15 protein-coding genes and 2 tRNA genes are annotated in these 12,314 nt (G+C 62.9%); 7 read left to right on the top strand and 10 right to left on the bottom strand.

Going from position 1 to position 12,314, the window contains the following annotated elements:
• Positions 1-789, bottom strand: coding sequence for a class E sortase (locus tag ASF98_RS03310; RefSeq protein WP_055797437.1), 789 nt, complete (start codon positions 787-789; stop codon positions 1-3).
• Between the two features lie 176 nt (positions 790-965).
• Here ASF98_RS03310 and ASF98_RS03305 point away from each other — a divergent pair, with 176 nt between their 5' ends.
• Positions 966-1,220: a cell division protein CrgA gene (locus tag ASF98_RS03305; protein WP_028272337.1), complete on the top strand. Its 255-nt coding sequence runs from the start codon at positions 966-968 to the stop codon at positions 1,218-1,220.
• Positions 1,221-1,316: 96 nt separating this feature from the next.
• Here ASF98_RS03305 and ASF98_RS03300 read toward each other — a convergent pair whose 3' ends face one another.
• A complete protein-coding gene (locus tag ASF98_RS03300; protein ID WP_055797433.1) occupies positions 1,317-3,602 on the bottom strand; it encodes an immune inhibitor A domain-containing protein in 2,286 nt (761 codons plus the stop codon).
• Between the two features lie 153 nt (positions 3,603-3,755).
• Between ASF98_RS03300 and ASF98_RS03295 the strand changes: the two genes are divergently transcribed.
• The 4 genes from ASF98_RS03295 (at position 3,756) to ASF98_RS24000 (ending at position 6,305) form a co-directional block, all read left to right on the top strand.
• Entirely contained in the window at positions 3,756-4,367 is a 612-nt protein-coding gene (locus ASF98_RS03295; protein WP_055797430.1) for a DNA-3-methyladenine glycosylase I, read from the top strand.
• A gap of 1,001 nt (positions 4,368-5,368) precedes the next feature.
• Complete coding sequence (locus ASF98_RS24005) at positions 5,369-5,608, top strand: hypothetical protein (RefSeq protein ID WP_156372267.1); 240 nt, start codon at positions 5,369-5,371, stop codon at positions 5,606-5,608.
• A gap of 175 nt (positions 5,609-5,783) precedes the next feature.
• Positions 5,784-6,062: a DUF4190 domain-containing protein gene (locus tag ASF98_RS03290; protein WP_055797428.1), complete on the top strand. Its 279-nt coding sequence runs from the start codon at positions 5,784-5,786 to the stop codon at positions 6,060-6,062.
• Between the two features lie 93 nt (positions 6,063-6,155).
• Entirely contained in the window at positions 6,156-6,305 is a 150-nt protein-coding gene (locus tag ASF98_RS24000) for a hypothetical protein (protein WP_156372266.1), read from the top strand.
• Between the two features lie 56 nt (positions 6,306-6,361).
• Here ASF98_RS24000 and ASF98_RS24640 read toward each other — a convergent pair whose 3' ends face one another.
• The 4 genes from ASF98_RS24640 to ASF98_RS03275 form a co-directional block, all read right to left on the bottom strand.
• On the bottom strand, positions 6,362-6,760 hold the full coding sequence (locus ASF98_RS24640; RefSeq protein WP_235505592.1) for a hypothetical protein: 399 nt from the start codon (positions 6,758-6,760) through the stop codon (positions 6,362-6,364).
• Complete coding sequence (locus ASF98_RS24635) at positions 6,757-7,014, bottom strand: hypothetical protein (RefSeq protein ID WP_235505591.1); 258 nt, start codon at positions 7,012-7,014, stop codon at positions 6,757-6,759. The genes ASF98_RS24640 and ASF98_RS24635 overlap by 4 nt, the downstream gene beginning before the upstream one ends.
• Positions 7,015-7,333: 319 nt before the next feature.
• Positions 7,334-8,215, bottom strand: coding sequence for a rhomboid family intramembrane serine protease (locus ASF98_RS03280; RefSeq protein ID WP_055797419.1), 882 nt, complete (start codon positions 8,213-8,215; stop codon positions 7,334-7,336).
• Positions 8,216-8,221: 6 nt separating this feature from the next.
• Entirely contained in the window at positions 8,222-8,767 is a 546-nt protein-coding gene (locus ASF98_RS03275) for a peptidylprolyl isomerase (protein ID WP_028271893.1), read from the bottom strand.
• Between the two features lie 154 nt (positions 8,768-8,921).
• Here ASF98_RS03275 and ASF98_RS03270 point away from each other — a divergent pair, with 154 nt between their 5' ends.
• A complete protein-coding gene (locus tag ASF98_RS03270) occupies positions 8,922-9,857 on the top strand; it encodes a hypothetical protein (RefSeq protein WP_055797417.1) in 936 nt (311 codons plus the stop codon).
• Positions 9,858-9,989: 132 nt separating this feature from the next.
• Positions 9,990-10,865, top strand: a complete 876-nt coding sequence (locus ASF98_RS03265; RefSeq protein WP_055797824.1) for a glycosyltransferase — start codon at positions 9,990-9,992, stop codon at positions 10,863-10,865.
• A 2-nt stretch (positions 10,866-10,867) separates the two neighbouring features.
• On the opposite strand, the gene ASF98_RS03260 is transcribed toward ASF98_RS03265, so the two are convergent.
• From ASF98_RS03260 to ASF98_RS03250, 4 genes are all read right to left on the bottom strand, one after another.
• Positions 10,868-11,782, bottom strand: a complete 915-nt coding sequence (locus tag ASF98_RS03260; RefSeq protein ID WP_055797821.1) for a DMT family transporter — start codon at positions 11,780-11,782, stop codon at positions 10,868-10,870.
• A gap of 97 nt (positions 11,783-11,879) precedes the next feature.
• Positions 11,880-11,955: transfer RNA gene (locus tag ASF98_RS03255), tRNA-Ala, on the bottom strand.
• 71 nt (positions 11,956-12,026) lie between these two features.
• Complete coding sequence (locus ASF98_RS24630; protein ID WP_235505590.1) at positions 12,027-12,179, bottom strand: DLW-39 family protein; 153 nt, start codon at positions 12,177-12,179, stop codon at positions 12,027-12,029.
• Positions 12,180-12,202: 23 nt separating this feature from the next.
• Positions 12,203-12,276 (bottom strand) — tRNA-Ile (locus tag ASF98_RS03250).
• Positions 12,277-12,314: the final 38 nt, after the last annotated feature.

Genomic DNA, 12,314 nt, shown 5'->3' with positions numbered 1-12,314 from the left:
TCAGACCTTCCCGAGTGCCTTGGCCACCTGGGCCGCGATTTCTGCCGGCGGTCCCGCCGACGCCGGCTGCCAGTGCTCCAGCAGGGAGTACGCAATGATGCGCTCCTGCGCGCCGAAGCGGGGATTGCAGCTGGTCATGGTGAGGTAGGCCTCCGTGGGCTTGGCTGCGGGCTGGGTGGGCACCGGAAGCAACACGTCAGTGGCCGAAGGAAGCACGATCTGGTTGTTCCGGAAGACGTACACATAGAATCCGTCCCGGGTCTGGACATAGATCTTGTCGCCCGGCACAAGGGTATGGATATTGTCCAGAACGGCCCCGTGCGTCTGGCGGTGGCCGGCCACGGCAAAGTTTCCGGTTGCCCCGGGCATCGCGGTGTCGTTGTAGTGGCCAAGGCCAAGCGTGTCCAGGACGTCCGTGGAGGTTCCCTGCACGATGGGCCGGGTGTAGTCCGCGCCGAAGCGGGGGATATACATGATGCCGATGGTTTGGCCGTGTCCCGGCGCTTCGGCGACCTTCGGCGGGCCGTAATCGGCGGGCGTGGATGCCGCTGGGCCGGGCGACTCCGCGGGGGCAGGGGAACCGCCCAGTTCCTGGGCGAAGTTCCGGATGGTCTCGCTCTGCTTGGCATCGGATTCCACGTTGGTCCACCACAGCTGCCAGGCGACGAACAGGAGGAGGACGACTCCTACCGTGATCAGCAGCTCGCCAACGATCTGGATGAGGGTCCGGAGAACTCCGACGCCGCGCGCCGGCGCGGCAGCGGTCGTCTCCTTCTCCAGCAACACCACGTGGTCTCCTCAATTGGCGGCATGGGCTGGCGCGGGTGTGTTCTGAACTACAGCTAGAATTGGCTGCTAGTAAGAATTCAGACCTGACCCAAGGCGCCAACCCCGCCGGCATGTTCCTTCCTGCAGGATATCAAGCCGGAGGCCCCGCCCTTGATTCAGCCCGACGAGGAGGACCCGTGCCCGAGTCAAAGCCACGAAAGAAGACCGCCGCCGCGGACAGGCCGGCTTCTGCATCGCAGGCATACAAGCCCAACGCGGTGTGGTTCAAGCCCGTCATGTTCGGCCTGATGATCATCGGGCTGCTGTGGATCATCACGTTCTACATCAGCGAGGGCGCCCTCCCTGTCAGGGCGTGGGAATCCTGGAACATCGTTGCCGGATTCGGCATTGCCATCGCAGGGTTCCTGATGACCACCCGCTGGCGTTCCTAGCCACAGACTTTCGGGGGTATCGGCCCCCCACGGAACCTGCTTCACAAGAAAGTCGGACCGGCACGTTGTGCCGGTCCGACTTTTTGTTGCCTGCGCCTACTTCAGTGCAGGGTTGACCACATGGATCGCGAGGTCGGTGCCGACGTCGGACGTTACGGAAATCTCCACGCCGTGACCTGCAACCTTGACGCTTCCGTAGGGGTTGTCGGCGCTGTAGTAGGCCAGCGGATCACTGTCCTTGAAGACCCCGATCGGCGCGCTGCTTACGGCACAGGCATCGAGTGAACTGATTGTCGAACTGCGCTTGGTGCCGGTCTGCACTTCCTTCGCGATGCAGAGCGGATCCGTGGCCTCCAGCCCGAACGTCGCGTCGAACGGCTGGCGGCTGTTGCCGGGCATGGTTCCGTCGGACCACTTCAGCGGGGCAGGCCTGGCATCCACCGGCAGAGCCGAGCCGGCGCCCGGGTGGGCCGAAACATTGTTGTCCGCGTAGGAGTCGTCGATGTACCAGACCAGCATGCCGTTCTGGTACTTGAAGAAATCGACCCAGTTCGGCTTCGTGATGCTGTGCGTGAAGGCATATGGCCCTTCCGCGAGCGTTGCGTCGAAGCCCACGTACTCACGGTTCTCCACGAGGTAGTACTGCTCGGTGGTTTGCGTTACCGAGCCGCTGCTCACCTGCCACAGGCCGCTGACAGTCCACTGGCCCGCACCGGACTCGACGTCGTCGCTGAGGATCACGGTCTGTCCCGCGGAAATCTTCACGTCGTCAATGAAGGCACCCGGGTTATGGACGCCGCCGTCGGTCTGGTATCTGAATCGGAACAGCGATTCGAGGCCGGCAGCGTCGTAGGAGTATCGCACCTGCCCCCACGCGGCCGCTCCGCTGAGCGCACGCCCTGCGGATTTCCAGGTCTTGCCGCCATCAGTGGAGTATTCGCCGTAGAGGAAGTCGTAGTTCGCCTCGATGTCGTACCAGGCATTCGCCGTGACGGTCACCCTCGACTGCGCCGGGACGGCATGGGTCAGGGATTCGTTGAGGCCGTCCGCGCTGCCCGTCCACCACGCGTTGCTCCCCGAGGCGGGAACGGTGTACTTGGTGGTTGTGGTCTTGTCCGGCAGGTTGACCTTGACGGACTGGTCCTTGCCGTCGACCTGAAGCTGGGACGGGTTCAGGACAAAGTCACCCGTGGCGCCCGCTTCCACCGTGCTGTGGTCCAGCCAGCCGAGGAAAAGCTTCTCTTCGGGTCCCATCAGTCCCGGGGTGGTGCCGATTCCGGCTCCTGCCGCCGAACCGTGGCCCAGCCAGGACCCCGAGCTCATGAGGGTCCAGAATGCCGTGCTGTTGGTCGCGGCGCCCGTGGTGTCGTAGAAGTCCGGCAGCCCGAGGTCGTGTCCGAATTCGTGGGCGAAGACGCCGACTCCGCCGTTTTCGGGTTCGGTTGTGTAGTCGCCGAGCCAGTACTTCGAGGACCCGATCCGGGTTCCGCCGGAAAGGTTGCCTTCCGGTCCGGCAGCGCCGAACTGGTTGCCATAGGCGTACCAGCGGTGGGACCAGATGGCATCCTCGCCCAAGGCACCGCCGCCGCCTTCCTCACCTTCGCCGGCGTGGACCGCCTGGAAGTGGTCGATGTAGCCATCGGGCTCATCAAAGTTGCCGTTGTTGTTGAAGTCGTAGCGGTCCCACACATCGAATTGTGCAAGGTACGCGTCGATTTCGGCCGGTGTCTTGCCAGCCGCCACCTGGGAATCCCACCAGGCATTGCCGGAGTCCCTAACAAAAGCCCATGCCCCGCCGGTGTCCTCTGTGGCGTTGTCGCCGTAGAAGGATCCGTTGTTGGGCACCGTGACCCAGTCCGTCACGGTGTTGGTGACCGAGTACTTATTGTTGGAAACGGCCTCGTAGTACCCCTTCATTGATTCACCGCTGCCATTGAAGAGTTCTTCGTAGTAGGCGGGGCTGAAGTTGTCGGTCCACAGCGTGGTGTTGTCCACCAGACGGTCCGGCTTCGCAATCGTGTTATGCAGAGGCCCCGGCGCGGTTCCGAAGCGGCCCGAGCCCTGGGTACCGAACTCGGCGAGGATGGTGAAGATCTTGTCCTGCTTGGCGGTTTCGACTTCGGCGAACTTGTCCGGCGCCAACTGGACCACGCCGTCGTCGCTTGCCTCCGCCTGTCCCTTGGTCACCTTCTCAATGGCCGCTTTGCGCCGTTCCACGAGTTCCTTGGTCCGCGGTCCGGGGCGGTTGTCCTGCCGGACTGCCGCAGCGGGATTGTTTGACCCGTCGTCGACAGGTGGTGCGGCTACGGCCGGGGCCTGGATGCTGAGCATCCCGAGAACGACCCCCGCCACGCCAGCCACGGCAATTTTGGTTTTCCTCACACGTACCTCCCAGTAATTTGTGATCAGAGCCACAGCATAATGTGAGAGACGTCGTTCGGCTATGAAATGCGCGATCGCCGGGGCATGTCCAAGCCCAGGCGGCTGAATATGCTGGACGCAGCACCACCTCGCTGGAAAACCTAAGGAACCCACATGACCCCGGATGAACGCGGCACCATCATCGGCAGCGACGGTCTGGCCCGTCCGCCGTGGGCGGCCGCGGATGCGCTGCTCCAGGAGTACTACGACACCGAATGGGGCATGCCCGTCCGCGACGAACGGGGCCTATTCGAGCGCATCAGCCTGGAGGCCTTCCAAGCCGGGCTGTCCTGGGCCACCATCCTGAGGAAACGGCCTGCCTTCCGGTCAGCGTTCCACAGCTTCCAGCCAGATGCGGTGGCGGCCTTCACCGACGACGACGTCAAACGCCTCATGCTCGACGCCGGCATCGTCCGGAACCGGCTCAAAATCCGGGCGGCCATCACCAACGCCCAGGCCACCATCGCGTTGCGGCGTGAAGGCGGGCTGGTGGACTTCGTCTGGAGTTTCCAACCGGAGGTAACGCCGAGTCCGCTCACACATTCCGAGATCCCCACAACTTCGACCGAATCCATTGCCCTGTCCAAGGCCCTGCGTGCCAAAGGCTTCGCATTTGTGGGGCCAACCACGATGTACGCGCTCATGGAGGCCATCGGAATGATCGACACCCATCTTGTCGACAGCCATCGTCGCGGCTCGTCCGGCGTATGGACTGACGGGGCCTGAACTTATCCCGGCCCTGTGGGGAAAGTTATCCACAGTGTTGATAAGTCTGGGCCGATGAGGCGATCCTTCCTAGGGCCATGGCCTGTGGATGACCCGGACCCCGGAAGAATCCCACGGTCCGGAGTTATTAACAGTGTGGATTGCCTGTGGATAACGGGTTCCAAGCGGCAAATCGCCAAGCAGACCGCCTGGATCCAGCAGCCACCCCGCCATTTTGCGCAGGGGAACCGCGGCAATGACGGCGGGCACCAAGCGCGTTGAACTTATCCACTTAAGAACAACGCTATCCCCAGAAGTTATCCACAGGTGGGGATAACGCAGGGGATAAATCAGTGATCTGATGCTCTATCAGGCTCCAACCCGCCAATTGGCTTCGTACTCCTCAGCCCTCCGGAGTTATTAACAGTGTGTATAACCTGTTGAAGAGCGTATCTCCAGCGCTCAATCGACGCGGCGGGATATGCCGTTTCAGCGCCCAATGCGTGCGACGGAGAGGCGGGTTTCCCACGCGAAACCTGGCACTTGGCTGGCGGCATCCTCGCTTCCGGCCCTTGAAGCACCTCACCGGCAGCCCGCCGCGGGCAGCTGAGTTGTCCACTTAACCACAGCCCCGCCGGACTGCTTTATCCACAGTTGTGGACAAGGAGGATCACCGTTGTCGATAATCGCCAGCTGGCAAGGGCATCACCGGGGAGGGAGAGTGAACTACAAGCATGTAAGTTACCAACAATGTGGATAACCCCTGTGGAAAACTCCGGAAAGCGGGGAGGATCGTAGCACACGAGGTGGTTTCACTGCCCCCGGCTGGTTGCAGGTCATGGACCAGGGAGGGTCCGTCCTGGACGCGTTACAGCCAGGGGCGCCGCAGCAACGCAAGTTCACAGCCTGAAGTGCCACGGGCTGCGGCAGAGAGCGCAGGCAGCCGGCGGAAGATGATCCTATAGACAAGTACTTGCTGGAAAGAGAACGCCTTTTTACCGTTTTCCGGGCAGTATTGGCTCATGGCGTCTAAAGAGGTCTTTACGTTCTCATTAGAGATTGAACTTGATGATGTCGAGGCGGCCCAGCAGTTCAACGAACAATGGGAGAGCCGTAGTGGGGTCATTGACGGGCCAGAAGTTTCACCTCCGGACGAACGAGAGTTGGCTTCGAGGGCTTCAGTACGACTCATCGCCCAGGCGTTTACTTCCCAGCACAAGGAAACGGGCCTTAACCTCCGATCGCTTCAAGTTCTGGACTAGCGTTACCCCGAGGATGACTTTGCGCTTGGCGAATCGTAGCCACGCCCGCGTCAGCGTGGTCGGCGGCCGGAGGAGATGTTCCTATAGACAAGCCCAAACGCTGAATTTTCTCGACATTCACCCTTGGGACGCGGAGTAGACTCGCCGAAACGATCAAGAGTGGGGGACTCATAAGATGTCAGCAACAGCAGCTTCACCCGCCGAGGCCGGCTACAACCGAATGGCCATCCTGTCCCTGACTTGTGCCGTGGTGGCCGTAGCCGGATTCTTCTTTGGAGGCTTCACTAGTTTGGCGGTCTTCGCCGTCGGTGCGGGTCACGTTGCGCTCAACCAGATCAACAGCGACGGCGGCCAAGGGCGCCAGCTTGCACGTGTATCCCTCGCAGTCGGCTACGCCATCGCAATCTTCGGGCTACTCATCACAGTCATGTCTGTGTTGGGCCTTTACACCTAACGGCTAAGGTTGTTTGGGGCTGGTGCCTGCCCCTGGGTCTCGGTGCCGTTGGGCGTCAGGCCGAACACTGCCAGGACGTACGGGAGCACAAAGATGATGAAGGCCGTCCCGCCGTCGCCGCTATCCAGCCCCGGGCGCTCATCCCTGCTCTCCGTTGCTGCGGACCATGCCAAGGGCGTTCTGCCGCCGCTGATCGGCCTGAAGGATGCCGTCACGGACCCCAGCGCGGATGACACCGTATAGGACGTAGAACAAGACTGTTCCGAGGACTGCGGCCAGGACAAGGCTATCGAGTGCCATCATTTCTGCCCTTCCTCGTCCGGCCAATACTTCTGCACCGCTGCTGCGGCCGCCCGGAGCCGCCCTCCGTCCAGGACGATGGAGGATTCGGGCATGCCCATGCTTGTCCATTGGGCAAGCAGACGGAGCTCCCCGGCCGGAGGCAGCGGCCACAGCCAGAGCGCGCCCATTGCCGACATGTCGTCCTCCCCGCCGTTGCCGCCCTTGGGGCGAAATTCGAAGACCGGGCCGTCAGGTTCCTGATCCAAGGGAGCGCCTTGCCCTTGCTCGTACATCGCCAGGGATGATGTGGTGGCCTTGGTTCCGTCCGGGAACTGCATACCGAACAGGAGGACGTAATCGACCGAAATGGCCCCGTCGCGCAATTGAGGCGCAGGCCGGTGAAAGATAGCGTTCATCTCGGACCATCGCCGGTCATCCTGGTCAGTGCGGCCCGCAGCATCCAGGACATTTCTAAGACGCATCCGGTCGAGTACACCTTGGCGGCTTCAATGGCCATCACAAAGGTCGGGGATTTGTAGATGAACTCGCCCACGGGAACGACAGGGGGCAGCTCGTACCGCGGGGCAACGACCCAGGGAGGCGGTATGTACTGCGGCGTCCGTGGGCGGGGAGGCGGTGCAGGGATCGGGTAGTCCTGGAAGAAAGTCATGGCCGTTCCTTGGGTTCGCTGGCTGCGACCGACCAGCGGAACAGCGGCAAGCCGCCCTGGATCCCCCAATCCGTCCTTACCCGGCTCAGTCTAGCCCCGGGGCAAAACCGGCCCACCCTAGCCTTGCGCCGGCGAGGCTGACCGGCGAATGTATCTACAGTTCCACTGCTTACTCCGCTGGGTGTTAGGTCCCGTTTCAGGCTGTAGTAAATTTCACGGGCTATAAAGCGTTTGAGGCAGCGTATGGCGTCGGCTGATAAATGCCCTTGTGCCCTTTTCCGATCACGGTATGCCTGGGATCTTGGGTCATATCGAAGGCTTAGGCGCCGGCCATTCGCAGCCAAGTGGCGCCGGCGAGCAAAGCCAGGACCAGCACGAGGCCCGCCGACTGCCAGAGCCGGCGCTGCGGGCCACGGGGAGCGTAGGCAATGGCTGCGGCGCAGGCAGCGCCTGTCACCAGGCCGCCAAGGTGGGCCTGCCAGGCAATCTGCGGGACGATAAAGCCGATGACGCCGTTGATGGCGATCAGGACCCACAGCTGCTTTGTGTCACCGCCGCGGTGACGCTGGACCACCAGCATGGCCCCGAAGAGTCCAAAGATGGCTCCGGATGCACCCACGACTCCGGCGAGGGGCTGGCCCGGAGTATAGGTCGGTGTCAGGAGGAGGTAGCCGACCGATCCGCCGACGGCGGACAGCAAGTACAGCGCCAGGAAACGGATGCGTCCGAGGAGGGGTTCCAGCGCCTGGCCGAACATCCACAGCATGTACATGTTCAGCACGATGTGCAGGAGGAAGCCTTGGGAATGGAGGAACGCCGAGGTCAGCATGCGCCAGGGTTCAAAGACGCCGTACTCGGGGGTGGCGTAGACCGTTGCGAAAGCGAAGTTCTGGTAAATCCCGTCATTGGGGACTATCCACTGCAGCACAAAGACCAGCGCGCAGGCCGCGATGATCCCGAACGTCACCAGGGGCCGGCCGGCAACGGCGGTTCCGCCGTAAACGGTCCTGGCTGCCGGCGTCGTACGTTTTGTTTCGTTGACACAGTCAATGCATTGGAATCCGACGGCGGCCGCCCGCTGGCATTCCGGGCATGCCGGGCGCCCGCAGCGCTGGCACCGGACATAGGAAGGCCTGTCCGGGTGCCGGGGGCACACCGGAATCTGCGCGGACGGCTCGGCCGCCGGAATTCCGTAACTCATGGGGTGTTAGAGCTGCTCTACGTCGATGCTGTTGATGACGACGTCCTCGACCGGGCGGTCGCCCATTCCGGTGCGGACACCTTCGATGGCGTCGACGACCTTCTTGGATTCCTCATCGGCAACTTCACCGAAGATGCTGTGCTTGCCCTGCAGCCAGTCGGTGGGGATGGTGGTGATGAAGAACTGCGAGCCGTTGGTGCCCTTGCCCATCTGGATGCCGGCGTTAGCCATGGCCAGCTTGTAGGGCTGGTTGAAGGTCAGTTCGGGGTGGATCTCGTCGTCGAACTTGTAGCCCGGTCCGCCCACGCCGCGGCCGAGGGGGTCGCCGGCCTGGATCATGAAGTCCTTGATGATGCGGTGGAAGATGGTGCCGTTGTACAGGGGGGTGCCGGTCTTGTCCTCACCGGTTTCGGGGTGGGTCCAGGCCTGCTCGCCGGTGGCCAGGCCGACGAAGTTCTTGACCGTCTTGGGCGCGTGGTTGCCGAAGAGGTTGACGACGATGTCGCCGAGGCTCGTGTGGATGGTTGCTTTTGCAGTTGCGATGGCAGTCATAGGCCCATTGTTCCACGTCGGGCAATTGCACATCAGGCCTGCCGGGCAGTTCCGCGCTAGGTGAAATCGGCTGGAAATGGCCCTGATGAATAGCCGGTGCGGGGCAATCCACGTAGGCTAACGACAGAACCGTCACATTAATCGGGAGGTAGTTGTGAAGAAATCGGATCGTATTGCCCGTGACCTGGAGCAGTCAGTCAGCAGCGCGGTAGAGAACGCCAAGGATTGGGCAGCCCCCCGCGTTGAAGCAGCCGTCGACTGGGCGGTTCCCCGCCTGCAGCACGGCATTGACACCGCTTCCCCGAAGATCCAGGAAGGGCTCAAATCGGCAGCCCACAACCTGGCCGACGGCGTTGCCACCGTAACGCCTCGCATCCAGGACGGACTCGCCCACCTTGCGCCCAAGATCCATGACGTAGTGGACGGCGCCACACCGCGGCTCCACGAAGCACTGGACAAGGCCGCGCCCGTGATCTCACAGGCCCGCGACCGCGTGGTGGTGGAATACCTGCCCAGGCTCTCGGACCAGATCGGGCACGCCTCGGAGGCGGTGCACCGCACCCTCGAAAGCGCACCCGCCCACGTGGATGCCGTCGCGCAGAGGCTTGCGGACTCCGGCGTCGTTCATTCCCTGCAGGATCAGGCACAGGCCGCAGGCCACCAGCTCAAGGCTGCTGCCGCCGAGGCCACCCGCGTTGTTACCGGGGAAGTGGCCAAGCCGCAGAAGCCCAAGCACCGCGGATTGCTGATTTTCGGTGTAATCGCCGCAGCCGTCGCCGCCGGTGTGGCCGCATGGAAAGCCTCCAAGCCTGTGGAGGATCCCTGGAAGACACCTGCTCCGGTGACGCCCGCGCCCGTTCCGGCCACAACCGTCAATGACGTAAGTGCCACGACCGCCGCCGCCGGTGAGAAGGCTGTTGACGCAGCGGACTCCGTTGCTGCAGCATCCGACGACGCCGCCGCGAAGACTGATGAAGCAGCCGAGGACGCCAAGGACCAGGCTGCCAACGTTGCCACGGACGCCAAGACTGCCGTGAAGAACATCGCTTCCAGCATGAACAACGGTGCCGCTAAGCCCACCGACACCTAAAACCAGGCCTTCACCGGCCCGTACAACATCGGAGGAGCCCCGCACGCAAAATGTGCGGGGCTCCTCCGTTGTTTCCCGTATCTTCACCCGCCGTCCCGGGTTGGGACGCACAAGGGTGCTAAATTTGTGGTGATGTCACCCGATAGATCCGCCGAGGATGCCTCGCACGACGCTGCGCTTATGCCGGGCGTATCCATCGTCATACCGGCATATAACGAGGCCAGCGTCATCAGGCAGTGCCTTATTGCGGCCATCTACCAGTCGGTGCCGGCCACGGAGATCATTGTTGTGGACAACATGTCCAAGGACCGCACGGCAGAGATCGTCGGCCAGATGCAGCAGGAATATCCTGAGAGCCCCATCATCCTCCTCACCCAGGACAGGTCCCAGGGCCTCATTCCCACCCGTAACTTCGGCCTCAACCACGCCACCGGCGATGTTCTGGGCCGGATCGACGCAGACTCCGTGGTGGAACCGGACTGGGTGGAACAGGTCCAGAAAGCTTTCCACGACCCGTCCGTCCAGGCAGCGACCGGTCCGGTGGTGTACTACGACATGCCGATGCGCCGCTTCGGCCTCAAAGCCGATGACAAGATGCGCCAGCTGATGCTCAAGCTGGCCAAGCACCAGTACCACTTCCTCTTTGGCTCGAACATGGCCCTGCGCCGGTCGGCCTGGGAAACCATCCGCGGCGAAACCTGCCGGGATGAGAAGGACGAAATGCACGAGGACATCGACCTGTCCCTGCACCTGGCCGACCATGACCTGCGTATCCAGTACTGGCCCCAGATGGTCTCCGGCATGTCCGCCCGCCGCCTCGAGGATTCCCCGCGCGACTACCGGTACTACGTGACCAGGTTCGACCGGACCTACAAGGCCCACAACGTCAAGAAGATGGCCCTCAAGGCTCCGATGGTGGTGTTCTTCTCCGTCTACTTCCCGGCCAAGCTCCTGCGCGCCATCCACACGGTGAGCTCCGCCCAGCCTGTGCGACGCGGCGGCCAGTAGCGTCAGTCCGTGCCAAGCTCCGCCACGCGGGCTTCACCGGCTCGTGCGGGCTTTCTGCGCCGTTGGCCTGCCACCACGACGGCGAGCCCGACCAGAATCAGCGCCAGGCCGGCGTAGGTGCCGCCCGGCAGGCTCTCATCCAGGAACACAGCCGCCAGCAGCGCGGCACCGGGGATCTCCAGCAGAATGATCATGGACACCAGCAGCGGGCTCATGGTGGCCAGCAAATGGTTGAACGCCGTGTGCCCCACCAGTTGCGCGCAGACGGTGATGGCAATGATTCCCAGCCAGCCGGCTGCCTCGAAGCCCACCAGCGGCTGCTGGGAGACCAGGGCAAGAAGCGCTACTACGGCCGCGCACATGCCGTAGCAAAGCGTTGTGTAGGTGCCGGTGCCCATGGTCTCCCGCGCCTTGCCGCCCGCGAGGGTGTAGAGGCCCGCCAGGGCGCCGCCAGCCACCGCCAGGAGGTCTCCCAGCAAGGCGTCCCGGGAGGTCCCCATGTCGAACCCGGTGATGGCCACAACGCCGCCGAAGGCCATTCCCAGGCCCACCAGAACCTGCCAGCGGTGCCGTACGCCCCGGAAAAGCTGGAACACCGCAATCCAGCCCGACTGGAGGCAGACCAGCGCGGTGGCCGCCGCTACCGAAGTAAGCTGAAGGGATGTGATGAAGCAGGCGAAGTGCAGTGCCAGGGCGACGGCGGCAAGGACCGCCCAGCGGAACTCGCGGGGCGTCACCCTGCCGAACTGCCGTGGATTGGTCACGAGGACCGGCGAGGCCATGACTGCGGCTCCAATGGCGTTGCGCCAGAAGGCGATGGCCAGGGCGCTGACAGAGGTGGCGCCCAGCGTGGCGGCAATGAGGGGCCCGGAAGAGGCCACGCCCAGGACGCCTAAAGCGGCGAGGAAGAGGTTCACCGTTCCAACAGTAGTGGCCGGGACAACAGCGCCGGGCCGCATGGCGGGCAAAGCAAAAGGCCCCGGACTGCGTTTCCGCATTCCGGGGCCTTTCTTATGGTGGAGGCACGGGGACTCGAACCCCGAACCCCCTGCTTGCAAAGCAGGTGCGCTACCAATTGCGCCATGCCCCCATAAGAAGCAACCCGTCAATCATACCCTAGTTCCGGAACGCTTCTGACCAGCGTCCGTACCAGGCTCGGGACTATTCGACTGTGTCAGTCGAATCGCTCCATACCGTCTTCCGGGCTTCAGACTCCTGCACTTTCTTGAAGAGCAGCGCGCCTGCGATAGCTACTGCAACAACCAGCAACTTCTTCACATGCACCCCGTTCCGGCCCGGTATTACCCGAACCATTTCCAAAACCTGTGCAGGTTCCGTGGGCGTACCAGGACTTGAACCTGGGACCTCTTCGTTATCAGCGAAGCGCTCTAACCGCCTGAGCTATACGCCCCGATGCCTCATCGGGCCGAGACATGACTTTACAGCACA

Source organism: Arthrobacter sp. Leaf337, from assembly GCF_001423745.1.
Classification (GTDB): Bacteria; Actinomycetota; Actinomycetes; order Actinomycetales; family Micrococcaceae; genus Arthrobacter.
Note: the sequence above shows the minus strand (reverse complement) of the source record. Positions and strands in the feature narration are given on the sequence as shown.

Coding starts and splice junctions, on each gene's coding strand:
- ASF98_RS03295 (WP_055797430.1), top strand. CDS start 3,756: ATGACCCCGGATGAACGCGGCACCATCATCGGCAGCGACGGTCTGGCC.
- ASF98_RS24005 (WP_156372267.1), top strand. CDS start 5,369: ATGGCGTCTAAAGAGGTCTTTACGTTCTCATTAGAGATTGAACTTGAT.
- ASF98_RS03290 (WP_055797428.1), top strand. CDS start 5,784: ATGTCAGCAACAGCAGCTTCACCCGCCGAGGCCGGCTACAACCGAATG.
- ASF98_RS24000 (WP_156372266.1), top strand. CDS start 6,156: ATGATGAAGGCCGTCCCGCCGTCGCCGCTATCCAGCCCCGGGCGCTCA.
- ASF98_RS24640 (WP_235505592.1), bottom strand. CDS start 6,760: ATGAACGCTATCTTTCACCGGCCTGCGCCTCAATTGCGCGACGGGGCC.
- ASF98_RS24635 (WP_235505591.1), bottom strand. CDS start 7,014: ATGACTTTCTTCCAGGACTACCCGATCCCTGCACCGCCTCCCCGCCCA.
- ASF98_RS03280 (WP_055797419.1), bottom strand. CDS start 8,215: ATGAGTTACGGAATTCCGGCGGCCGAGCCGTCCGCGCAGATTCCGGTG.
- ASF98_RS03275 (WP_028271893.1), bottom strand. CDS start 8,767: ATGACTGCCATCGCAACTGCAAAAGCAACCATCCACACGAGCCTCGGC.
- ASF98_RS03265 (WP_055797824.1), top strand. CDS start 9,990: ATGTCACCCGATAGATCCGCCGAGGATGCCTCGCACGACGCTGCGCTT.
- ASF98_RS24630 (WP_235505590.1), bottom strand. CDS start 12,179: ATGGTTCGGGTAATACCGGGCCGGAACGGGGTGCATGTGAAGAAGTTG.